The organism is Micromonospora sp. NPDC050200, assembly GCF_040656135.1.
GTDB lineage: Bacteria > Actinomycetota > Actinomycetes > Mycobacteriales > Micromonosporaceae > Micromonospora.
The window spans coordinates 50,389-71,527 of record NZ_JBFALG010000031.1; the positions used below are offsets into that span (position 1 = coordinate 50,389).

The 21,139-nt window shown below is 73.5% G+C and carries 27 protein-coding genes; 13 read left to right on the forward strand and 14 right to left on the reverse strand.

Features of this window, described 5'->3' with window-relative positions; translation table 11 throughout:
- Positions 1-28 precede the first annotated feature (28 nt).
- Together AB0I41_RS21005 and AB0I41_RS21010 are read left to right on the forward strand one after the other, a co-directional pair.
- The gene (locus AB0I41_RS21005; protein ID WP_357109971.1) at positions 29-205 is read left to right on the forward strand and encodes a hypothetical protein; all 177 of its coding nucleotides are present in this window, start codon (positions 29-31) and stop codon (positions 203-205) included.
- 168 nt (positions 206-373) lie between these two features.
- A complete protein-coding gene (locus tag AB0I41_RS21010; RefSeq protein WP_357109973.1) occupies positions 374-499 on the forward strand; it encodes a hypothetical protein in 126 nt (41 codons plus the stop codon).
- Positions 500-547: 48 nt separating this feature from the next.
- Here the strand turns inward: AB0I41_RS21010 and AB0I41_RS21015 are convergent, their stop codons facing one another.
- Positions 548-1,276: an SDR family oxidoreductase gene (locus AB0I41_RS21015; RefSeq protein ID WP_357109975.1), complete on the reverse strand. Its 729-nt coding sequence runs from the start codon at positions 1,274-1,276 to the stop codon at positions 548-550.
- A 243-nt stretch (positions 1,277-1,519) separates the two neighbouring features.
- On the opposite strand from AB0I41_RS21015, the gene AB0I41_RS21020 reads away from it, so the two are divergent.
- Complete coding sequence (locus AB0I41_RS21020) at positions 1,520-1,978, forward strand: peroxiredoxin (protein ID WP_357109977.1); 459 nt, start codon at positions 1,520-1,522, stop codon at positions 1,976-1,978.
- 67 nt (positions 1,979-2,045) lie between these two features.
- A complete protein-coding gene (locus AB0I41_RS21025) occupies positions 2,046-2,732 on the forward strand; it encodes a hypothetical protein (RefSeq protein ID WP_357109979.1) in 687 nt (228 codons plus the stop codon).
- 106 nt (positions 2,733-2,838) lie between these two features.
- Here the strand turns inward: AB0I41_RS21025 and AB0I41_RS21030 are convergent, their stop codons facing one another.
- The 3 genes from AB0I41_RS21030 to AB0I41_RS21040 all read right to left on the reverse strand — a co-directional run bounded on the left by AB0I41_RS21030 (position 2,839) and on the right by AB0I41_RS21040 (position 6,588).
- A complete protein-coding gene (locus tag AB0I41_RS21030) occupies positions 2,839-4,032 on the reverse strand; it encodes a GNAT family N-acetyltransferase (RefSeq protein ID WP_357109982.1) in 1,194 nt (397 codons plus the stop codon).
- A gap of 131 nt (positions 4,033-4,163) precedes the next feature.
- A complete protein-coding gene (gene cydB / locus AB0I41_RS21035; protein WP_357109985.1) occupies positions 4,164-5,162 on the reverse strand; it encodes a cytochrome d ubiquinol oxidase subunit II in 999 nt (332 codons plus the stop codon).
- A gap of 13 nt (positions 5,163-5,175) precedes the next feature.
- Positions 5,176-6,588 carry a cytochrome ubiquinol oxidase subunit I gene (locus AB0I41_RS21040; RefSeq protein WP_357109988.1) on the reverse strand — a complete coding sequence of 471 codons (1,413 nt, stop codon included), beginning with the start codon at positions 6,586-6,588 and terminating at the stop codon, positions 5,176-5,178.
- Positions 6,589-6,764: 176 nt separating this feature from the next.
- Here AB0I41_RS21040 and AB0I41_RS21045 point away from each other — a divergent pair, with 176 nt between their 5' ends.
- Positions 6,765-7,541, forward strand: a complete 777-nt coding sequence (locus AB0I41_RS21045) for a lysophospholipid acyltransferase family protein (RefSeq protein WP_357109990.1) — start codon at positions 6,765-6,767, stop codon at positions 7,539-7,541.
- Positions 7,542-7,604: 63 nt separating this feature from the next.
- On the opposite strand, the gene AB0I41_RS21050 is transcribed toward AB0I41_RS21045, so the two are convergent.
- The gene (locus AB0I41_RS21050) at positions 7,605-7,973 is read right to left on the reverse strand and encodes a DUF4180 domain-containing protein (protein WP_357109993.1); all 369 of its coding nucleotides are present in this window, start codon (positions 7,971-7,973) and stop codon (positions 7,605-7,607) included.
- Positions 7,966-8,421: a helix-turn-helix domain-containing protein gene (locus tag AB0I41_RS21055; RefSeq protein WP_357109996.1), complete on the reverse strand. Its 456-nt coding sequence runs from the start codon at positions 8,419-8,421 to the stop codon at positions 7,966-7,968. The genes AB0I41_RS21050 and AB0I41_RS21055 overlap by 8 nt, the downstream gene beginning before the upstream one ends.
- A gap of 99 nt (positions 8,422-8,520) precedes the next feature.
- Here AB0I41_RS21055 and AB0I41_RS21060 point away from each other — a divergent pair, with 99 nt between their 5' ends.
- The 3 genes from AB0I41_RS21060 to AB0I41_RS21070 are packed head-to-tail and all read left to right on the forward strand — an operon-like array spanning position 8,521 to position 11,466.
- The gene (locus AB0I41_RS21060; protein ID WP_357109998.1) at positions 8,521-9,288 is read left to right on the forward strand and encodes a glycerophosphodiester phosphodiesterase; all 768 of its coding nucleotides are present in this window, start codon (positions 8,521-8,523) and stop codon (positions 9,286-9,288) included.
- 20 nt (positions 9,289-9,308) lie between these two features.
- Entirely contained in the window at positions 9,309-10,697 is a 1,389-nt protein-coding gene (locus AB0I41_RS21065; RefSeq protein ID WP_357110001.1) for an MFS transporter, read from the forward strand.
- Between the two features lie 55 nt (positions 10,698-10,752).
- Positions 10,753-11,466 (forward strand): thymidine kinase, encoded by a 714-nt coding sequence (locus tag AB0I41_RS21070; protein ID WP_357110005.1) that lies wholly within the window; start codon positions 10,753-10,755, stop codon positions 11,464-11,466.
- On the opposite strand, the gene AB0I41_RS21075 is transcribed toward AB0I41_RS21070, so the two are convergent.
- Positions 11,463-11,921, reverse strand: a complete 459-nt coding sequence (locus tag AB0I41_RS21075; RefSeq protein WP_357110008.1) for a hypothetical protein — start codon at positions 11,919-11,921, stop codon at positions 11,463-11,465. The genes AB0I41_RS21070 and AB0I41_RS21075 overlap by 4 nt on opposite strands.
- Before the next feature lie 2 nt (positions 11,922-11,923).
- Between AB0I41_RS21075 and AB0I41_RS21080 the strand changes: the two genes are divergently transcribed.
- Together AB0I41_RS21080 and AB0I41_RS21085 are read left to right on the forward strand one after the other, a co-directional pair.
- The gene (locus AB0I41_RS21080; protein WP_357110079.1) at positions 11,924-12,169 is read left to right on the forward strand and encodes a DUF6194 family protein; all 246 of its coding nucleotides are present in this window, start codon (positions 11,924-11,926) and stop codon (positions 12,167-12,169) included.
- 349 nt (positions 12,170-12,518) lie between these two features.
- Positions 12,519-12,893 carry a VOC family protein gene (locus tag AB0I41_RS21085; protein WP_357110010.1) on the forward strand — a complete coding sequence of 125 codons (375 nt, stop codon included), beginning with the start codon at positions 12,519-12,521 and terminating at the stop codon, positions 12,891-12,893.
- An 82-nt stretch (positions 12,894-12,975) separates the two neighbouring features.
- Here the strand turns inward: AB0I41_RS21085 and AB0I41_RS21090 are convergent, their stop codons facing one another.
- Positions 12,976-13,440 carry a hypothetical protein gene (locus tag AB0I41_RS21090; protein WP_357110012.1) on the reverse strand — a complete coding sequence of 155 codons (465 nt, stop codon included), beginning with the start codon at positions 13,438-13,440 and terminating at the stop codon, positions 12,976-12,978.
- 44 nt (positions 13,441-13,484) lie between these two features.
- Entirely contained in the window at positions 13,485-14,483 is a 999-nt protein-coding gene (locus AB0I41_RS21095; RefSeq protein WP_357110014.1) for a tyrosine-type recombinase/integrase, read from the reverse strand.
- 81 nt (positions 14,484-14,564) lie between these two features.
- On the opposite strand from AB0I41_RS21095, the gene AB0I41_RS21100 reads away from it, so the two are divergent.
- Positions 14,565-15,587, forward strand: coding sequence for a WYL domain-containing protein (locus AB0I41_RS21100; RefSeq protein ID WP_357110017.1), 1,023 nt, complete (start codon positions 14,565-14,567; stop codon positions 15,585-15,587).
- A 42-nt stretch (positions 15,588-15,629) separates the two neighbouring features.
- Here AB0I41_RS21100 and AB0I41_RS21105 read toward each other — a convergent pair whose 3' ends face one another.
- From AB0I41_RS21105 to AB0I41_RS21115, 3 genes are all read right to left on the reverse strand, one after another.
- Positions 15,630-16,127 carry a GNAT family N-acetyltransferase gene (locus AB0I41_RS21105; RefSeq protein ID WP_357110021.1) on the reverse strand — a complete coding sequence of 166 codons (498 nt, stop codon included), beginning with the start codon at positions 16,125-16,127 and terminating at the stop codon, positions 15,630-15,632.
- 69 nt (positions 16,128-16,196) lie between these two features.
- Complete coding sequence (locus AB0I41_RS21110; protein ID WP_357110024.1) at positions 16,197-16,715, reverse strand: DUF2087 domain-containing protein; 519 nt, start codon at positions 16,713-16,715, stop codon at positions 16,197-16,199.
- A gap of 55 nt (positions 16,716-16,770) precedes the next feature.
- The gene (locus AB0I41_RS21115) at positions 16,771-17,268 is read right to left on the reverse strand and encodes a MarR family transcriptional regulator (RefSeq protein ID WP_357110026.1); all 498 of its coding nucleotides are present in this window, start codon (positions 17,266-17,268) and stop codon (positions 16,771-16,773) included.
- A gap of 68 nt (positions 17,269-17,336) precedes the next feature.
- Here AB0I41_RS21115 and AB0I41_RS21120 point away from each other — a divergent pair, with 68 nt between their 5' ends.
- Positions 17,337-18,566, forward strand: coding sequence for an MFS transporter (locus AB0I41_RS21120; protein WP_357110029.1), 1,230 nt, complete (start codon positions 17,337-17,339; stop codon positions 18,564-18,566).
- 4 nt (positions 18,567-18,570) lie between these two features.
- Here AB0I41_RS21120 and AB0I41_RS21125 read toward each other — a convergent pair whose 3' ends face one another.
- Both AB0I41_RS21125 and AB0I41_RS21130 read right to left on the reverse strand, forming a co-directional pair.
- A complete protein-coding gene (locus AB0I41_RS21125; RefSeq protein WP_357110031.1) occupies positions 18,571-18,960 on the reverse strand; it encodes a cupin domain-containing protein in 390 nt (129 codons plus the stop codon).
- A gap of 47 nt (positions 18,961-19,007) precedes the next feature.
- Positions 19,008-19,493, reverse strand: coding sequence for a GNAT family N-acetyltransferase (locus AB0I41_RS21130; RefSeq protein WP_357110033.1), 486 nt, complete (start codon positions 19,491-19,493; stop codon positions 19,008-19,010).
- A gap of 115 nt (positions 19,494-19,608) precedes the next feature.
- Here AB0I41_RS21130 and AB0I41_RS21135 point away from each other — a divergent pair, with 115 nt between their 5' ends.
- Positions 19,609-21,132, forward strand: a complete 1,524-nt coding sequence (locus AB0I41_RS21135; RefSeq protein WP_357110036.1) for a glycosyltransferase family 39 protein — start codon at positions 19,609-19,611, stop codon at positions 21,130-21,132.
- Positions 21,133-21,139 lie beyond the last annotated feature (7 nt).

Here is a 21,139-nt window from a genome sequence, read left to right on the forward strand (position 1 = left end):
GAGGACGGTCTGGACATACGCAACCAGCGTGTACAAGAACTCCCTCATCGCGCACTTCGACGCGAGCCAGACGGCGATCGGGGTGATCTTCAGCATCGCGATCGTGATGCTCGGACTCTCGGCGGCGGTGGCGGACACCTGGGTGGAGGCGAACGGCCCGCACAAGGCGACTTCCTGGACGCCGAGGGCAGGCCGGGGACGTTGACGGCGGCGGCGTACCGGCCGGCGCTGTTCACGATGGTGGCGGTGCTGGCGGTGGGGTTCGTGGCGAACCTGCTGGTCCGGCCGGTGCCGGCGCGTTCCACGAGCCGGCCGGGGGTCGGGACGCGGATGAGGGTACGGAGCCGGTGACGGCGGAAAGGTGCGGCACGCCATGAACGAGACAGGCCCACGCGGGCAGCAGGCCCGGTTGTGGATCTCCTGGTCGGTGGTGTCGGTGCTGCTGGGTTACGGGGTGGTGCAAACGCTGATCACGGCCGCGAAATTGTTCACCCGTTAGGAGTGGGCGGGAGCGGCCCGGGGCGACACACGCCCGGGGCCGTTGTCGTCACAGGCCGCCGGCGATGCGGAGCACGGCGCCGGTGGTGTAGGAGGCGTCGGAGCCGAGCAGCCAGGCGATGGCGCCGGCGACCTCGTCGGGTTCGCCGGCGCGGCCCAGCGGGATGCGTCCGGCGGCCCTGTCGGGGCGGTCGGGTACGCCGGAAAGGGCATGGATGTCGGTGCGGATGATGCCGGGGGCCACGGCGTTGACGCGGATGCCGTGCGGGGCGAGTTCCTTGGCCAGACCGAGGGTGAGGGTGTCGGTGGCGGCTTTGACGGCGGCGTAGTGGATGTATTCGCCGGGGCTGCCGAGGGTGGCGGCGGCGGAGGAGACGTTGACGATGGCGCCGCCGCGGCTCATCCGCCGGGCGGCCTCCTGCGCGCACAGGACGTACCCGATGAGGTTGACGTCGACGACCTGGCGCAGGTCGTCGAAGCGCAGCTCGGTGAAGGGGCCGATCGGGCTGGTGATGCCGGCGTTGTTGACCAGGCCGGTGACGGGTCCGAGGTCGGCGGCGGCGTCGAAGAGCTGTCGTACCTGGTGGGGGTCGGTCGTGTCGGCGGGGACGGCGAGGCCGCGCGCGCCGGCGGCGCGGATGTCGTCGAGGACGGCCTTCGCGGCGGTGTGGTCGCGGCGGTAGCCGATGGCGATGTCGTGGCCGGCCGCGGCGAGGCGGCGGACGGTGGCGGCGCCGATGCCGCGGCCTCCGCCGGTGACGATGGTGACGGAGGTCAATGCCCGCTCCCCTGCCCTGGTGGTGCGGGTGACGTTACCGTCCCGGCGCGGCCCGGTGGTGGAGAGGACGATCACACATGACGCGCGTTCGTGCTGGGTGGCGGTGGTGTCGCCGGATCGGGCGGGGTTCGCGCAGGCGGCGGCGTGGTCTGGGGTTGATCGCCGCCGTCGTCACCGGAACGAGAACCGCCGTTGACGCTCGCCTACGCTCACCCGCGACGGGGTCGCAGATGGAGGTACGCGGTGGGCGTGGGTGTCGGTGATGTGGTCGAGGATTTCGAGCTGCCGGACGAGGCCGGTACGCCGCGGCGGTTGTCGGAGTTGCTGGCGGCCGGGCCGGTGGTGTTGTTCTTCTACCCGGCGGCGATGACGCGGGGCTGCACGGCGGAGAGCTGCCACTTCCGCGATCTGGCGGCGGAGTTCGCGGCGGTGGGCGCGCAGCGGGTGGGGATCAGCCGGGATCCGGTGGAGAAGCAGGCGGAGTTCTCCCGGTTGCACGGCTTCGACTATCCCCTGCTGTCGGACGTGGACGGCGCGGTGGCGCGGGCGTTCGGGGTGCGTCGGCGGGTGCCGCTGGGGCCGTTGAGCACCCGGCGGATGACCTTCGTGATCGGGCGGGGCCGCCGGGTGCTGGCGGTGGTACACAGCGAGTTGGGCATGAACGAGCACGCCGATGCCGCGTTGCGGGCGCTGGGGGGTTGATCTTCCGGGTGTCGCAGCCGACTGGTATCAAGGCAGGAATCAAACAGGTGTACGGAAGAGGGCTGTGATGGCGGACCAGGGTTTGTCCACTGACGAGGTGCAGAGCATCCGCGAGGCGTTGGCCGCGGGCCGCAAGCCCAAGGTGGTCTTCACCGCCTCGGCGGGTCAGATCGCCGGGCAGGTGGGCCAGGTGGTGGAGCTGACCGACCCCGAGGTGTCCGACGAGTTCGTGGTGGTCCGGTTCGGCCGCGACGAGCTGCCCTTCTCCCCCGCCGACGTGGCGGTGGCGCCGCGCGGCGCGGGCCGCAAGGTGGTGGAGCCGACGCCGGAGGCGCCGGTCGAGGAGCCGGCCGCGCCGGCGGAGCCGGAGTTCGTGCTGGACACCCCGCGGGTGCCGGCGCCGCGTCGGGAGGAGCCGAAGGTGGAACAGCAGGCGGAGAAGGCGCCGGCGCGGCGGCCGGTGAAGGCGGCCAAGCCGAAGGGTCCGGCCGGGCTGACGGTGACCCTGGCGTACGCCGAGGGCGAGTGGACGGTGGCGGCGCAGCAGGGCGCCAAGGCCCTCGCCAAGCCGTACGTGGTGAAGCCGGCGGAGGCGTTGAAGATGGTGGCGCTCGTGGACGTGCCGGGGGTGCAGGAGGCGGTGGAGCAGATCCTGGCCGCGGAGCGGGCGGAGGCGGAGCAGCAGGCGGAGAAGCTGCGCGCCGAACTGGCGGAGGTCGAGGTGCGTCTGGCGGAGCTGCGCGAGGCGCGGTGACGTCGGCGCGCCGGGCACGTACCGCCAGCCGGTTGCCTGGTCGACGGCGCGTGCCCGGCAGACCTGCCTCGGGCTGATCGTGCGGGGTGACGAAGGGCGGGCCGGCTCAGAAGTAGTCGAGCAGCTGCGCCGGTCCCCCGGCGGCCAGCAGGTCCAGGGCGCGGGGGTCGGTGCCGGTGGTGGCGCGTAGCAGGCCGGCGTCGGCGACGGACCGGGCGGTGCTGGCGCCGCTGTAGAGCAGGGCGAAGCCACGGACGGACAGGTGCAGGTCGGCGTCGGCGGTGACGCGGGTGAGCTGGGCGTCGCCGTCGGCGACGGCCAGCCGCCAGGTGCCGGTGTTCCAGTCGGCGAGGTCGTCGGTGAGGGTGAAGTCGACGCTGCCGCGGACGTGGGCCGGCCAGCCGCGGGCGGCGACGGCGCGGGTCACGTCGACGGGGCGGTGCATCCACGGGTCCTGTTCGTGTTCGCGGACGGCTTCCAGCGGCAGGTGGGCGGTGAGGGCGTCGCCGTCGAGCAGGCGCAGCCGCAGGGTGGGGGTGACGCTGTGCCAGCTGGCGAGGACGCCGATGAGTTCCCGGGCGGCGTCGGCGGTGGTGGCGAGGACGTCGTGGACGGTGAGGATCGCATCGGCGCGGTAGCCGCGGCCGCGGTCCCAGCTGACGTAGCCGACGAGGTGCCCGTGGTCCTCGACGAGGGTGAGGCCGTCGAAGGGCAGGGTGTCGGCGGTGGTGCGGGGGTCGAAGAGGTCACCGCGGCGGGTGAGCAGCCCGCGCCGGTCCCGGGCGAGGCGTTCGTAGAGGGCGACGACGGCGGGCAGGTCGCCGGGTGTGCCGGCGCGGACGGTGAGGTGCGGGGCCGGCCGGTGCCGGGGCAGCGCCGCCGTGGGCAGGTTGACGGTGCGCATCACCCCGGCGACGTCCCAGCCGCAGGCGCGGTAGGGGGCGGTGACGGTGGGAAACAGCGCGCTGATCGCGGCGCCGCGCTCGTGGGCGCCGCGCAGCAGGCCGGTGAGCAGGGCGCGGGCCACGCCACGGCCGCGGGCCTCGGGGGCGACGGCGACGCCGCCGACGTCGGCGGCGGGCAGGGCCCGCCCGGACCACCACTGCTCGTGGTGCAGGTCGACGGCCTTGCCGAGGAGTCGGCCGGTGTGGTCGAAGGCGCCGTAGCGGGTTAGGCCGGGCAGCACGGCGGTGGCCTGTGGTGCCGGCTGCGGGTCGAACCCGAAGGCGTGCCGGCCGAGGTTCCAGGCGTCGGTGAGTTCGTCGACGGTGAGCTCACGGACGTGCAGGGTGGTCGCCATCGGCCCACCTTAGCGGCGCGGATCTTGCCGGTGGACGGATTTTCGGGGGGAGCCGGCGGTGGGACGGAACACCCCGCGGGGCCGGTGCGACCCCCTCGCCCCGGCCCCGCGTCCCGCGCCCCCGCAGGTCGTCAGTGTTGCGGAATGTTCTTTACCCCGATCCGCTTGCGGAACACCCAGTACGTCCAGCCCTGATAGGCCAGCACGATCGGGGTGAAGATCACCGCCACCCAGGTCATGATCTTCAGGGTGTAGGGGGTGGAGGCGGCGTTGGTGGCGGTGAGCGTGCCGGCGGCGTCCAGGGTGGAGGGCAGCACGTTCGGGAACAGCGCGGCGAACAGGGTCGCCACGGCCAGACCGATCGCCACGGCGGTGCCGGTGAACGCCCAGCCCTCCCGGCGTACCCGGGCGGCGGCGAGCGCGCCGATGAGGGCCAGCGCCGCGCCGACGGCGAACACGACGGCGGCCGCGCTGGAGCGGATGGTCAGCGTCCAGGCCAGGAACGCCACCGCGGCCACCGCGGTGCCCACGCCCAGGCGCACGGCGAGGACGCCGGCCCGCTCCCGGATCTCACCGGTGGTCTTCAGGGCGATGAACACGGCGCCGTGGGTGAGGAACAGCGCCGCGGTGGTCACCCCGCCGAGCAGCGAGTACGGGTGGAGCAGGTCGACCACGCCGCCGACGTACTCGTGGTCGGCGTCCAGCGGCACGCCGCGCAGGATGTTGGCGAAGGCCACGCCCCACAGCACCGCGGGGACGACGGAGCCGACGAAGATCGCGGTGTCCCAGCGGCGCTTCCAGGACGCCTCGGGGCGCTTGTGCCGGTACTCGAAGGCGACGCCGCGAGCGATCAGAGCGAGCAGGATCAGCAGCAGCGGCAGGTAGAAACCGGAGAAGAGGGTGGCGTACCACTCGGGGAAGGCGGCGAACATGGCGCCGCCGGCGGTGATCAGCCAGACCTCGTTGCCGTCCCAGACCGGGCCGATGGTGTTGATCAGGACGCGGCGTTCCCGGTCGTCGCGGCCGAGGACGGGCAGCAGCATGCCGACGCCGAAGTCGAAGCCTTCGAGGATGAAGTAGCCGGTGAAGAGCACGGCGACGAGGAGAAACCAGACGGTCGTCAGTTCCACGGTGGGCTCCGGGTCAGTAGGCGAAGGCGAGCGGGCGCTCGGCGTCGTCGGTGTCGTCAGGTTCGGGCGCGGGGGTGAGGTCGGGCACGCCGGCGCGGGCGTAGCGGACCAGCAGCTTGAACTCGACGACGGCGAGGGTGGCGTAGATGAGCGTGAAGGCGGTGAACGAGGTGAGCACCTCGGCCAGCGAGACGCTGCGGGACACGCCGTCGCGGGTGAGCATCTCGCCGAAGACGATCCAGGGCTGGCGGCCCATCTCGGTGAAGATCCAGCCGAAGGAGTTGGCGAGCAGGGGCAGCACTGGCATGACCAGGCCGGCGCGCAGCAGCCACCGGCTGCGGGGGGTGCGGCCCTTGCGCTGGGCCCAGAGCACCAGCAGGGCGATCGCGGCGGCGGCCATCCCGAAGGCGATCATGAAGCGGAAGCTCCAGTAGGTGACCGGGATGATCGGGGTGTAGCTGCCGGCGCCGTACTGGCTGGCGTACTGGGCCTGCAGGTCGTTGATGCCGTGGACGGTGCCGTTGGGGTCGCCGGTGCCGAGGTACGACAGCAGGTACGGGATCTTGATGGCGAACAGCTCACGGCTGCCGTCGAGGCTGCCGACGGTGAGCACGGAGAACGAGGCGGGGCTCTCGGTGGTGTAGAGGCCCTCGGCGGCGGCCATCTTCATCGGCTGCACCTGCGTCATGATCTTGCCCTGGATGTCACCGGTGATCACCACCAGCGTGGCGGAGACCAGCACCACCCAGGCGCCGAACTTCGTGGCGAACCGGTACGCGCCGGTGTCGGCGCTGCCGCGGTTGCGCATCACGTGCCACAGGCCGACGGTGACCACCAGCGAGCCGGCGACCAGGAACGAGCCGGCCAGGGTGTGCGGGAAGGTGATCAGCGCGACCTTGTTGGTCAGCACGGCGAGGAAGTCGGTGAGTTCGGCACGACCGGTGTCGGGGTTGATCCGGTACCCGACCGGGTTCTGCATGAACGAGTTCGCGGCGAGGATGAAGTAGGCGCTGAGGTTGGTGCCGATCGCGGCGGCCCAGATGGCGGCCAGGTGCAGGCGCTTGGGCAGCCGGTCCCAGCCGAAGATCCACAGGCCGATGAAGGTCGACTCCAGGAAGAACGCGACCAGGGCCTCGATGGCCAGGGGGGCGCCGAAGATGTCGCCGACGAAGCGGGAGTAGTCGCTCCAGTTCATGCCGAACTGGAACTCCTGCACGATGCCGGTGACCACGCCCATCGCGAAGTTGATCAGGAAGAGCTTGCCGTAGAACTTGGTGAGCTTCAGGTACCGCTCGTTGCCGGTGCGGTGCCACAACGTCTGGAGGATGGCCACCAGGACGGACAGGCCGATGGTCAGCGGCACGAAAAGGAAGTGGTAGACGGTGGTGACACCGAACTGCCAGCGGGCGACGTCCAACGCGTCCACCAGTAACCCCCAGCTGTTCATACTACGAGACGTAGTAAATACTACTTGTCGTCGTAGAGAATGGGCAGGGCCGGGGGTCCCGAGCCGGCCCGGGACCAATGACCCTGATCACCTCTGCCGGACGACCCGGGATCGGGACCCACCGTCGCCCGCCCGCGTGCGACCATCCAGCACTGATGGACACCTCGACCGCCCCCTGGCGGACGCCGCTGTTCTGGCGCGCCGCGCAGGTCTTCGCCCGCTTCCTCGTCGCCCTGCTGGCCCGGCTGGAGGTCAGCGGCGACGTGCCGGCCCACCTGCGCGGAGGACCGCTGATCCTGGCCGCCAACCACATCAGCCCGTTCGACCCGGTCGTCCTGGCCGCGGCCTGCCGGGCCCGCGGGGTCGCGCCCCGGATCATGGCCACCGGCGGGCTCTTCCGCGCCCCCGTCATCGGGGCGCTGATGCGCCACGCCGGGCACCTGCGCGTCGACCGGGGCACCGCCGGCGTGCACCAGGCCCTCGACGACGCCGCCGTGGCCGTGTCCCGCGGCTCGGTGGTGCTGGTCTATCCCGAGGGCCGCATCGGCCTGGACCCGGGCCTGTGGCCCGAACGCGGCAAGACCGGCGCCGCCCGGCTCGCCCTGGCCTGCGGGGCCCCGGTCGTCCCGGTCGCCCAGTGGGGCTCCCACGAGGTGCTGCCCTACCGGGCTCCCAAGGGACTGCTGCGCGGCATCGCCCGGTCGGTGCGGCGCCGCCCGGTGATCCGGGTGCGTTTCGGCGACCCGCTCGACCTGCACGACCTGGCCGACGGGACGCCCGGCGCCGCCCGCCTGGGCACCGACCGGATCATCGACGCGATCACCGACACCCTGGCGCCGCTGCGCCCCGACGAGCCGGACCGGCCCCGGCACGTCGACCCGGGCCGCCCCGTCGACACGGCCCGCTCCCACCGCCGTGGAACACGGGGCTGACGCTTCCTCCCCTGCGCCCCGCCCCGCCGTACCCACCCCACCGGCCGAGCGAGGCGGACGAGATCAGCTGCCGGCGGACAACCGGGCGTCGAGCGCGGGCAGGTCGGGCACGAACCAGACGTGGTCGTGGCGGTTGGACTCGGCGACGAGCGCCCGCAGCGCCGCGCTGGCAGCGAGGTGCCGGGAAATGTCCCCGACGACGACCAGCCGCAGGCGGTAGTTCACGAATTTCTGCATGATCTCTCCGGCGAAGCGGGTGCCCAGGGAGAAGAAGCTCGGGTCGAGCCGGTCCGCGGGCACGGCCACCACCTCGGCGCCGCCGAAGGCCGCGCCGATCAGGTCGAGAGCCTCCTGCGTGGTGGTCACCGGAGGCCCGGCCGGGTCGCACACCAGCACCGGCACCCCGGCCCGCTCCTGCAGCACGTCAGGCATCCCGGGCCTCCGCGGCGAGCAGGCCGTTGTCGTCCCGCACGACGGCGTCGAGCAGGTGCAGCAGGTTGGCGGTGGCGGCGGGGTCCCCCAGGATCACGATCTTCATACGGTGGCGCTCCTCGTCGTGGACGGTCTGGACGCGCAGCGGGCGCGCCGGGTCGGGGTGGGTGTTGACGCCGGCGAGCACCAGCGTGCCGAGCCGGTCGGCGGCGGCCCGGTCGACACCGTCGACCTGCACGATGCTCGACACCTCCAGCGCCGGCGCTCCAGCCGGCGGCGCCGTCGTGGGCCGCCCGGTCAACGCGTCGAGGTCGGCGCGGGCGATCCGGTACTGCTTGCCGATCCGCACCGCGCGCAGCCGGCCAGCGCGGATGTAGCCGCGCACGGTGCGCACGTGCAGCCCGAGCAGCTCCGCCACCCGCTCGACCGAGTACATGTCATTACTCATCGTTCCCCATCGTATGCAGGGTAGGGGATGATAGGGAAGTTGGTTTCGCCGACGTCGGTCGGTCACGCGGACGCCACCCGCGCCCGGCATACTTCCGGCGTGCTGACCCGATCCGGCTATCTCGATGCGCCCGCGCCGCTGGCGTTCGCCCACCGCGGCGGCGCCGCCGAGGGCGACGAGAACACCGTCGAGGCGTTCGCCCGGGCGGTCGGCCTCGGCTACCGGTACGTGGAGACCGACGTGCACGGCACCGCCGACGGGGTGGCCGTGGTCTTCCACGACGCCACCCTGGAGCGGGTCACCGGCGAGCGGGGACGCATCGCCGACCTGCGCTGGGCCGACCTGGCCTCGGTACGCGTCGGCGGCGCCGCGGTCGTACCCCGGCTCGACGAGGTCCTGGCCGCCTGGCCGCAGGTCCGGTTCAACATCGACGTGAAGGCCGACGGCGGTGTCGCGCCGACGGTGGCCACGGTGACCCGGGCGGGCGCCGCCGACCGGGTGCTGCTCGCCTCGTTCAGCGACGCCCGGCTGGCCCGGCTGCGGGCGTTGACCGAGGGGCGGGTCGCCACCAGCCTCGGCATGCGCGGGGTGGCCCGGCTGCGGCTGGGGTCGCTGCACGGGTGGCGGCTGCGGCTGCCGCCGTCGGCGGTGGCCGCGCAGGTGCCGCCGCGCTACGGCCGGGTGCCGGTGGTGGACCGCCGGTTCCTCGCCTACTGCCACCGGTTGGGCCTGCAGGTGCACGTCTGGACGATCGACGAACCTGCCGAGATGCACGACTTACTTGATCTAGGTGTGGATGGCATCATGACCGATCACGTCGGCGTGCTGCGCGACGTCTACCGCAGCCGCGGCCACTGGGCCGCCTGAGAACCGGCGAAGGAAACCCGATGGCCGAGACCGTGACCCCTGCGGTGCAGGACCTGCCGCCGGCGAGCACCCGCCGGGAGCGCCGTGGCTGGTACCTCTACGACTGGGCCAACTCGGCGTTCCAGACCACCGTCATCACGGTCTTCCTCGGCCCGTTCCTCACCACCGTCACCGAGCTGGCCGCCGGCTGTGAGCTGGGCGCGGACAGCTGCGACGGGTACGTCCACCCGCTGGGCATCCGGGTCGCCGCCGGCTCCTACTACCCGTACCTGATCTCACTGTCGGTGTTCCTCACCGTCTTCGTGCTGCCGGTGATCGGGGCGGTCGCCGACCGGTCGGTGCACAAGAAGCGGCTGCTCGCCGGCGCGGCGTTCACCGGCGCGGGGGCGACCATCGCGATGGCCTTCGTCACCGGCGACCGGTACCTGCTCGGCGGTGCGCTGTTCCTCGTCGCCAACATCGCCTTCGGCGCGGCGGTGGTCGTCTACAACTCGTTCCTGCCGCAACTCGGCGGCCCCGACGAACGCGACACCATCTCCAGCCGCGGCTGGGCCATCGGCTACCTCGGCGGCGGACTGCTGCTCGCGCTGAACCTGGTCGCGGTCAAGCTGCTCAGCGAGGAGGGCAACCCGCAGCGCACCCTCGACCTGGCCCGCTGGTCCATCGTGTCCGCCGGCGTGTGGTGGGCGGCGTTCACCCTGGTGCCGCTGCGCTGGCTGCGCGAACACCCGACCGCCGCGGCGCTGGCCGGCGGCGGCAACGTGCTCACCGACGGCTTCCGCCAACTCGGCCGCACCGTGCGCGAGATCAAGGCGTACCCGCTGACGCTGTTCTTCCTGCTCGCCTTCCTGGTCTACAACGACGGCATCCAGACGGTGATCACGCTGGCCAGCCAGTACGGCACCGAGGAGCTGAGGCTGGAGCAGGACACCCTGATCGTGACGATCCTGCTGGTGCAGTTCCTCGCCTTCGGTGGGGCGCTCGCTCTCGGCGCGCTGGCCCGGCGTATTGGCGCGTGGAAGACGGTGCTGCTGTCCCTGGTGCTGTGGACCGGTGTGATCATCGCCGCGTTCCGGCTGCCCGCCGAGGCGCCGCTGCCGTTCATGGTCCTCGGCGGGGCGATCGGCCTGGTCCTCGGCGGCAGCCAGGCGCTGAGCCGGTCGCTGTTCAGCCAGCTCATCCCGGCCGGCAAGGAGGGCGAGTACTACGGCTTCTACGAGATCAGCGACAAGGGCACCAGCTGGCTCGGGCCGCTCGCCTTCGGCCTGGTGTTCCAGCTCACCGCCTCATACCGGGTGGGCCTGGTCTCACTGCTGATCTTCTTCGTGCTGGGCTTCGCGCTGCTGGCCGCCGTGCCGATCCGCCGGGCCATCGTCGCCGCCGGCAACACCCCGCCCCGGGTGCTGTGAGCGGCCCGATCCATCGACGCGATCGGCCCTGGTCGATGGACTAGGCTGCCCGGACGTGACCGACGACGCCGCTGCCCCGCCCTGCCTGGCCCGCCCGCTCCCGGGCCCGGACGACCGCCGGACCGGCTGCGCCGCCGCCCGGGGCCTCGACGGCCGGCCGCTGCACGCTGCCGCGCTGAAGTTCTTCTGGGGGCCGATGGACTGCGGCAAGTCCACCATGGCGTTGCAGATGAACTACAACCACGCCCGGCAGGGCCGCCGCGGCCTGGTCACCACCCGCATCGACCGGTCGCTGGGCCCGCAGGTCACCAGCCGGATCGGCCTGGCCCACTCCGCCATCGAGGTCACCGACGACCTGGACCTGCGGACGCTGGTCCGCGACACCTGGGACGAGGGGGTACGCGTCGACTATCTGATCTGCGACGAGGCGTCCTTCTACGACGTGGCGCACGTGGAGCAGATGGCCGAGCTCGTCGACGGCTACGACGTCGACGTGTACGCCTTCGGCCTGGCGACCGACTTCCGGTCCTGCCTCTTCCCCGCCGCGCAGCGGCTGTTCGAGCTGGCCGACGAGGTGGCCCGGATCCAGATCGAGGTGCTCTGCTGGTGCGGCCGGGAAGGGCTGCTCAACGCCCGGGTGGTCGACGGGCGGGTGGTCCGCGAGGGCGAGCAGGTCGTCATCGGCGACACCATGGACTCCGCCGAGGTGCGCTACCAGGTGCTCTGCCGGCGGCACTACCGCTCCGGCGACCTCGGCCCGCGCTCCTAGAACGGGTCACCGCAGATTCGCCACTTGCCGCGTTCCTTCACCACCGGTAGCCGGCGTTCCTCGCTGGCCCCGCCGTCACGGGTGAGGCGGACGGCCACCTCGCCGGTCGGGCGGCCGGCCTTCGTGCGCACCGACACGTCCACGATCTCATAGCCGGTGACCACCGGCGGGGTCTTCATCCAGCCGGCGAAGCCGACCTCGCTCCACTTCCCGCGGGCCTGCGCGCAGAGCCGGTCGTACGCCCGCGAGACGTCGCCGGCGGACAACTCCCGGAGGAACCCGTCGGCGGTCTCCCGCACCGGGCCGCCGGCCTGGGTCACCACCTGCACGTTCCAGGCGCCCAGCCCGGCCACCCCGACCAGGCACAGGATCATCGCCAGGCCGCCCAGCACCAGACCGGAGCGCACCGGCCGGCGGGGCCGGGCCGGTCGGGTCCACGCCTGCTCACCGCCCATCACTGCGACCGTATGCGCACTCCGCGGGCCCGCGCACGTTCTTCGTCTATGACCCGCTCGGTGACCTTCCCGCCGATCGGTGGCTGCCGTTCGCCACGATCGTGACCGGCGACCACCACGACACCGCCTCAGCCGGCGCCGTGGCCCGGTACGGCCCCGCCTCCGCGCTGGACCGGCCAGGCGCGTGGCGGCTCAACATCGGGCTGACCAGGGCGAGGTACCGACCCCGGGGATCAATGGAACCGTGATTGGCGCTCGGATCGATCATGGTCGGTGTCGGGGCTCAATCCACCCACCACCACCGCCAGTGCCGCTTGCCCAGGCCGGTCGTGGTACTCGGTGTGGAGGTCGTCCTCTCTTTGGATGGTTGGGCTGCGGTGGCGGTGGCGACAGTAGTTCGCACGGCGGCTACGACCGGGTGCCGGAGCGCTGCCAGCCGGCCGTTGGGCTGGACCCACCCGAGACCTGGTCGGGGAACTGCTGGCCGACGCGTACGGCATCGCCGTCCGCAAGCACGTCAACCAGCGCCGCCGCCGTCCCGGATCCGCCGACTGAACCTGCCAGAAGGTGTCAGGTACCTGCGGCAGGCTGCCGGTCATGACAGTCACCGCCGACCTCGCCATGGTCAACCTGGACAGCTCCGACCCGGCCGCGCACGTGGACTTCTACCACCGCGTGCTCGGCTGGAAGATCACCCACAGGGAACCCGAGTACGCCATGATCAGCAGCCCCGACGACGTCGCGATCGGTTTCGGCCGGGTGGACGGTTTCGTCCCGCCGCGCTGGCCCGACGAGACCTCCGCCAAGCGCTACCACCTCGACCTGTACGTCGACGACCTGGACGTCGCGGAGAAGGAGTTCGTGGCGGCCGGCGCGACGAAGCCGGAGTTCCAGCCCGGCGACGGGCGCTGGGTGGTGCTGCTCGACCCGATCGGCCAGCCGTTCTGCATCTGCCCCCGCCCGCGGGGCTGACGGTCCTGTCACTGCTGCGCCGGAACGGCCACCCGGGGTGGCTGGCTGTCCCGGCGACAGCGCGGTGGTCGGGCGGCGCGGTTCAGCGCGGCGGGCCACCGCTGTCCGCCTGGGTGGTGGTGTTCTCCCGGCTGGACCGTTCGAACGCCTCGACGACCCGGGCGCTGGGGTCAGCAGCTTCCGGGACCTGGATGCGGTCGGTCACGAGGAAGTCGGGCAGCTCCAAGGCGTTGACGTGTTCGCCCTCGGTCACCAGGAACACCCCGCCGCGGGCGTCGCACTGCCAGCCGTTGGCGAGGGCGAACACGATGATGGCGCGCACATCATGAGGTTGCGGATACGCGTTGTCCGAGGCGCACGCTCCCCACGGCGCCGGCCAGGCTCTCGACACGAGATCGACCTGCAACGGACGGCTGGTCTTGCCGCCCGCCCACACCCGCAGCCGGATCCCCCGGTGGCAGTCCAGCTCCCCCGGAACGTGGCAGATCACCGCCCGCCAGGTGAATTCACGCCCACCGACACGCAGCCTGCGTAGCCTCGTCCGCACGCCACTCAGCATGGGAGTGAGCACTCACCCCGGCAACGGGTTTCTCAGCCCCGGCGGCGGGCCCGGGCCGCCCAGATCGTGTACGCCGGGTCGCGGTCGAGGTTGTGCCGGTCCCGGTCGTAGCGGCGGGTGGTGCGCGGGTCGGCGTGACCCATCGCGTCCTGCACGTCCTCCAGCGGCACGCCTTCGGCGCGGGCGGTGGTGGCGAAGGCGTGCCGCAGCGAGTGCGGCGACAACTTCGCCGCCGCCGGGATGCCGGCCGCCTGGGCCAGCCGGCGGACCAGCCGGAACACCGAATGCCGGTCCAGTCGACCACCGGTGGCGGTGGCCAGCAGCGGGCCGGTGAGCTGCGCCACGCCCACCCCCTGCGCGGCGGCCCGGTCGGCCAGGTACGCGTCGACGGCGTACGCGGTGCCGGGGGTCAGCGCCCGGCGGCGGGGCTTGCCGCCCTTGCCGACGAACCGCACGCTGCGGTGTCCCCGCTCGGCGCCCAGATCGTCCAGGTTCAGCGAGACCAACTCCCCCACCCGCAGTCCGAGGTCGGCGAGCATGGCGAGGGCGGCCCGGTTGCGGGCGGCGGTCGGGCCGGTGTCGGCGTCGGCGGCGGCCAGCAGCGCGTCCACCTCCTCCGGGGTCAGCCCGACGGTGGCCGAGTGGTCGCGGTCGACGCGCGGCCGGTCGGCGCCGGAGACCGGGTTCGCCTCCACCGCCCGCAGCTTGACCAGGAACTCGTACCAGCTGGACAGCGCGGAGAGCTTGCGGGCCACGGTCGCCGGGGTCAGTGGCCGGCCGGTACGTGCGCCCAGGGTGGCCTCCAGGTCCCGGGCGTAGGAGTTGACGTCGAGGAAGTTGGCCCGCAGCGGGTCCAGCTCCTGGCCGGCGCACCAGGCCAGCCAGCCGGCGATGTCCCGCCGGTACGCGGCGCGGGTGTGGTCCGACAGCCGCCGGTTGCGCAGCCACGCCTCGGTGAAGTCGACCGGCCCGGTCGGCAGGGCGGGCCGGGCCGAGGCGCGGGGCAGGACCGGGACGTCGGGACGCAGCATGTGAAAAAGGCTCTCAGCCCCGGCGGGAAATGACCACGAGGCGCGCCCGAACGGATTGCCGCCGCGCGCTACCGTCGTCGGGTGCGTGCCAGCCGGCTGGTCTCCCTGCTGCTGCTCCTGCAGGCCCGGGGGCGGATGACCGCCCAGGAACTCGCCGACGCGCTGGAGGTCTCGGTCCGTACCGTCTACCGGGACGTCGAGGCGCTCGGCGCCGCCGGCGTCCCGGTGTACGCCGACCGGGGCCCGGCCGGCGGCTACCGGCTGCTCGGCGGCTACCGCACCCGGCTGACCGGGCTGACCTCCGACGAGGCCGCGGCGCTGTTCCTGGCCGCAGTCCCCGGACCCGCGGCGGAACTCGGCCTCGGCGCGGTTCTCACCGCCGCCGAGTTGAAGCTGCGCGCCGCCCTGCCGGCGGACCTGGCCGACCAGGGCGACCGGATCCGGCAGCGGTTCCACCTCGACGCGCCCGGCTGGTTCCGGGACCCGGAACCCACCCCGCATCTGGCGGCGCTGGCCGACGCGATCTGGGAGGACCGCCTGGTCGAGGTCCGCTACCAGCGGTGGAAACGCCCCCGCGAGGTGAGCCGGGTGCTGGCGCCGCTGGGCGTGGTGCTCAAGGCCGGCCGCTGGTATCTGGCGGCCCGCGCCGGGGAGCAGGTCCGCACCTACCGGGTCGGGGCCATCCTGGCGCTGACCGTGCGCGACGAACGGTTCGACCGGCCCGCCGACTTCGACCTGGTCGCCTTCTGGCGGGAATGGACCGACCGGTACGAGCGCGGCGTCTACCGCGGCGAGGCCCGGGTACGGGTCACGGCCGCCGCGCTGGAGTTCATGGCGTACGTCTTCCCGACGGCGATGAGCCGGGCGGCCCGGGCGGCGGCGGGCGACCCGGACGCGCACGGCTGGCTGCACACCACGGTGCCGATCGAGTCGGTGCGGCACGGGCACACCGAGCTGCTCAAGCTGGGCGCGCAGGTGGAGGTGCTCGCCCCGGCCGAGCTACGGCAGCTGATGGCGGCCAGCGCCCACGCGATGGCCGCCATCTACCCGCCGCCGACGGACGCGCCGGACGCGCCCGCCGGCGACCCGGGCGTCACGCGGTGAGCTGCCTGCACCCGTTGCCTCCGACGGTGACGAGCCGCGGCGTCAACGTCGCAGGACCTTCTCGAACCAGTGCTCGGCGTAGACGTCGTCGTTGTACGCGGGGATCTCGACGTATCCGTACCGGGCGTACAGGGCGCGGGCCTCGACCAGGTCGCTGCGGGTGTCCAGCCGGATCCGGTCGACCCCGAGCGCCCGGCCGCGCCGCTCCATCGCGGCGAGCAACGCGGCGCCGCCGCCGTGGCCCCGGTGGGCCGGGTGGACGAAGACCCGGGTCAGCTCCGCCCAGCCGGGCCGCAGCCGCAGCCCGGCGCAGCCGGCGGGCCGGCCGTCGTGGTATGCCACCAGCAGCAACCCGGTCGGCTCGACGAGGTCGCCGCTGGGCGATTCGGCCATCGCCGCCTCGACCTCGCCGGGCAGGGCGGGCCGGCGGTGGTAGCGGCCGACGATCTCCTCGAAGTACCGCCACAGCAGGTCCGCCGCGTCGGGGTCGCCCGGTCGGGCCGGGGTCAGCGTCCATGTCGTCAGGTCGGCCGTGGGCACCCGTCGATCATCAGGCCAGGGTCAACAGCTTTTCGCCGCGACGGGACCGGCGGTGCTGCTGACGCGAGGTCACCGGCCGATCCGCCAGTAGATCCCCTGCTCCCGGGCGAGCAATTGCTCGTCCACCAGCTGGCGACGCAGGGTCACGTGGTCCGAACCGCCGCCCTCGCACCAGCGCCGCAGGGTCTCGTCGACCGCCGGTTCGGGGTAGCGGACGCCCGGCTCGAACGAGGCCGCGATGTGGGCCAGCAGCACGCGTCGCCGGCCGCGCTGCGCCGGCAGCCGCACCACGACCCCGTCGCGCAGGAAGGTGCGCAGCACCTGGTCCGCCGGTTCGCCGTCCGCTGCGACCGGAGCCGGCGTCCGGGCGGCCTCGCGGAGCCGGTCGGCGTCCACCCGCAGGTCACCGTCCACTCCGGCGACCACCCCGGACTCGACCAGCCGGCGCAGCGCGGTGACCACCCGCCGGGCGGGCAGGCCGGTACGGTCGGCCACCGCCGCCGCGTCGGCACACCCGAGCACGATCGCCGCGAACACCTGCCGCCGTACGTCGTCGGCGAGGGCGCCCGGCAGAGCCTGGGCCGTCATGCCGGCCACCCTGCCAGCCCGGTCACGGGCGGCGCCAGGCGTTTTCGGGCCCCGCTCAGCCGGTGGTCCGCTCGGCGTGCAGGGAGACCCGCCGCAGCAGGTCTGCCAGGAGTCGACGCTCGTCCGGGGTGAGCACGCCGAGCAGCCGGTGCTCCTCGTGGCCGATCACCTCGATCGCCGCGTGCCAGGCCGCGCGCCCGGCGTCGGTCAGTTCCACGTCGACCCGCCGCCGGTCGACGGTGGACGGGATGCGTCGCACGAAACCGCGCCGGACCAGTGCGTCGACCCGGGCGGTCACCGAGGCCGGCGCCATCGCCATGTCGTCGGCCAGCTCGGTGGGCGTGGCCCGGCCGTGCCGCCCGGCCAGGGCGTGCAGGGTGTCGTACTCGTGCGCGGGCAGGCCGAGTTCGGCGAGGGAGCGGTCCTTGACCGCGCGCAGGTGCCGGGTGAAGCCGGACATCCGGGTGACCGCGCCCTCGACGTCGGGGTCGAGCTCCGGCAGCACCGGCAGCCAGCGCTCGATGTGCCGATCGGTGCGGTCGCGTCCGGTCATGCCGCCACTGTACGTCGACAGCAAAATATTCGTTGACGAAATGTTCGGTGTCGAAATAGCTTGTCGGGGTGACCCATCCTCTCCGCGTACCCGCCTTCCGGCTGCTGTTCCTCGGCCGTACCGTCTCCGCCCTGGGCGACGCCGTCGTGCCGGCCGCCCTCGCCCTGGCCGTGCTCCGGGCCACCGGCTCCACCGGCTCGCTGGCCCTGGTGCTGGCCTGCGCGATGGTCCCCCGGCTGCTTCTGCTGCCCCTGGGCGGCGTGGTCGCCGACCGGTTCCACGCCAAGCGGGTCGCCGTCGCCACCGACCTGGTGCGCTGCGCCGCCCAACTGGTCGTCGGGGTGGAACTGCTCGGCGAGGCCCCGTCGCTGACCCACGTGGCGGTGGCCTCCGCGATCGGCGGCGCCGCCTCCGCCTTCGCCATCCCCACCGCCGCACCGCTGGTCGCCGGCACCGTCGAGACCGACGGACGGCAGCGCGCCAACGCCCTGCTGGGGGTCACCGCCAACGCCAGCCGGCTCGCCGGCCCCGCCCTCGCCGGCCTGCTCATCTGGGCCGCCGGCCCCGGCTGGGCGTTCGTCCTCGACGGGCTCTCCTTCGCCGTCAGCGCCCTGCTGCTCGCCGCGATCCGGGTCCGGCACGTGCCGGTGCCCAGACGATCCCTCGCCACCGACCTCGCCCACGGCTGGCGGGAGGTACGCGGCCGCGACTGGTACTGGACCAGCCTGCTCGGGCACGGCGTGTGGAACGGCGCCGCCGCCGTCCTGACGACCCTCGGCCCGGCGGTCGCCATCGACCGGCTCGGCGGGGAGGGCGTGTGGGTGCTCATGCTCCAGGGCGGCGCCGTCGGCCTGCTGGCCGGATCGCTGCTGGCCACCCGGGTCCGGCCCCGCCGGCCTGTGCTGGTCGGCAACCTCGCCCTGGCCACGTACGCCGTCCCGCTGGCACTGCTGGCCGCCGCCGCGCCCGCCCCGGCGGTGATCGCCGCGTACTGCCTCGCGCTGACCGCGCTGGGCTTCCTCAACCCGATCTGGGAGACCGTGGTACAGGGACAGTTCCCACCCCAGGTGCTCGCCCGGGTCACCTCGTACGACTGGCTGATGTCGCTGGGGGCCATGCCGATCGGCTACGCCGTCGCCCCGCTCGCCGCCGAGGCCTGGGGCACCCCCGCGCCGCTGGCCGGGGCGGCGGTGCTCGTCGCGCTCGCCTGCGCCGGCACCGCCGCCGTGCCCGGCGTACGCCGGCTCACCTGGCCCGCCACCCCGGCGCCGCAACGGACCGGGGCAGCGGTGGGCTGACCGGTCAGAGCGCGTGGCCGGTGGTCGCGTCCACGTGGTCGGGGACCTCGTCGTGCCGGTCCCCGACACTGGACGTGCCGGACGGCTCGAACATCAGGATCGACGCCCCGTCCACCGAGGACGGCCGGTGCGGCACCCCGCGCGACACCACGTACACCGCGCCGCGGGGCAGCACCACCGTCCGCTCGTCGTCGCCGTCACGCAGCGCGATCCGCAGCTCCCCGTCGAGGACCAGGAAGAATTCGTCGGTGTGGTCGTGGACGTGCCAGACGTGCTCCCCGGCCACCTTGGCGATCCGCACGTCGTAGTCGTTGACCCGGGTGACGATCCGCGGGCTCCACAGCTGGTCGAAGGCGGCCAGCGCCACCGCCAGGTCGATCGGCTCATCGCTCATTGATCCATCCTGGCACCGGCGGGCCCGCGCGGGTGTCCCCCCCGGGCTCAGAGGAACCGGTGCATGACGTGCAGGCCGACCCGTTTCCCGCCCGGCAGCGCGAACGCCTCCGGCACGGTGCCGACCACGCTGAACCCGAGCCGCCGGTACAGCTCGACCGCCCACGTGTTGGACTCGACCACGGCGTTGAACTGCATCGCGGCGTACCCCTGCCGGCCGGCCCAGTCCAGGGCGTACTCGGCCAGCGCCCGGCCGACGCCCCGGCCCCGCGCGTCGGCGGCCACCATGAAACTCGCGGTGGAGACGTGCGCGCCCGGCCCGGGCCGGTTCGGGCCCATCTTCGCCGTGCCGACGATCCGGTCACCGTCGACCGCGACCACGGTCAGCCCCGGCGGCGCCTCCACCCACAGGCCGCGCGCCGACTCGGCGGTCAACCCCGGGTCATACACGAAGGTGTCGCCCGCGACGACGACCTCCTCGACGATCGGCCACACCCGCGGCCAGTCGGCGCCGGCGAACTCTCTGATCAGCATCGGTGGACGCTAACCAAGGCGCCGCCGGGACGCCAACCGGGTTCGGCGGCGCCCGCCACCGAACCGTGACCATTACGGGACGCGTCGGCGGGATCCGACGGGTCACGATGGGAGCGTGGCCGTACCCGTCACCGACCGCCCCGGCGCGGCAGCACCCGCCGGGCCGCCACCACCCGGGCCCCGCGCTAAGGGGCCGTGGCTGGTCGCCGGCGCGGTCACAATCGTGCTGCTCGCGCTCGCCTCCCGGTACGGCTACCACCGTGACGAGCTGTACTTCCTGCTCTGCGGCCGGCACCTCGACTGGGGCTACGTCGACCAGGGCCCGCTCACCCCGGCCCTGGCCCGAGCCATGGACACCCTCGCTCCGGGCAACCTCGTCGTCCTGCGTGCCCCGTCGGCGCTGATCGCCGGGGTCGCGGTCCTGCTGGTCACGGCCCTGGCCCGCCAGTTCGGCGCCGGGCACGGTGGGCAGCTTCTCGCCGCCGGCACCGCCGCCGTGGCCGGCATCGTCCTCGCGCCCGGGCACCTGCTCAGCACCACCACCGTGGACCTGCTGGTGTGGCTGGCCGCGGCGTACTGCGCGGTCCGGGTGCTGCGCGGCGACCCGCGCTGGGCGCTCGGCCTCGGCGCGGTGCTCGGCGTCGGGATGCTCAACAAGCTGCTGCCCGCGCTGCTCGGCGTGGGGCTGCTGGCCGGGGTGGCGATCGCCGGGCCGCGCCGGCTGCTGCGCGACCGGTGGGTGCTCGCCGGTGTCGCGCTCGCCGCGCTGCTCGCCGCGCCCACCCTCGCCTGGCAGGCCGTCCACGACTTCCCACAGCTCGGGGTCGCCTCGTCCATCGCCGACGGGGACAGCTCCTACAGCGGCCGCCTCGACGCCGCCGTCCTGCAACTGCTCATCATCAGCCCGATCGCGGTGCCGATCTGGTTGGCGGGGCTGGTTGCCCTGCTGCGCCGCCCGGACTGGCGGGCCTACCGTCCGCTGGGCTGGGCGTGGCTCGTGGTGTTCGGCATCGTGCTGGTGGCCGGCGGCAAGGGCTACTACGACGCGCCGCTGCTGCTGGTGCTCGCCGCCGCCGGCGCGGTCGTCACCGCCCGCTGGGCATGCACCGCGCCCCGTCGGGTGCTGCTGGCCGCCGGTGGCGTCGTCGCGGTCGCCGGCAGCGCCGTGCTGCTGCTGCCCACGCTGCCCGCCGACCGGCTGCCCGGCTTCGTCGTCGAGGTCAACTACGACGCCGGGGAGACCGTCGGCTGGCCGGCGTTCGTCGACTCGCTCGTCGCCGTGCACCGCGGGCTGCCGCCGGAGCAGCGTGAGCACGCGGTCATCCTCACCGGCAACTACGGCGAGGCCGGCGCCGTGGCCCGGTACGGCCCCGCCCACGGGCTGCCGCGGGCCTACTCCGGGCACAACAGCATGGCCGGGTTCGGCCGGCCGCCCGCCGACGCCGACGTGGTGATCGCGGTCGGCTGGGCCCGCCCCGACCAGCTGCGCGGCTGGTTCCAGCAGGTCACCCTCGCCGGCCGGGTCGACCAGGCGGTCGATGTGGACAACGACGAGAACGGCGGCCCGATCTGGCTCTGCCGGGGCCTGCGCCGCCCGTGGGACCAGATCTGGGATCAGGAGGTACGCCACGCCGGCTGATCGGGCC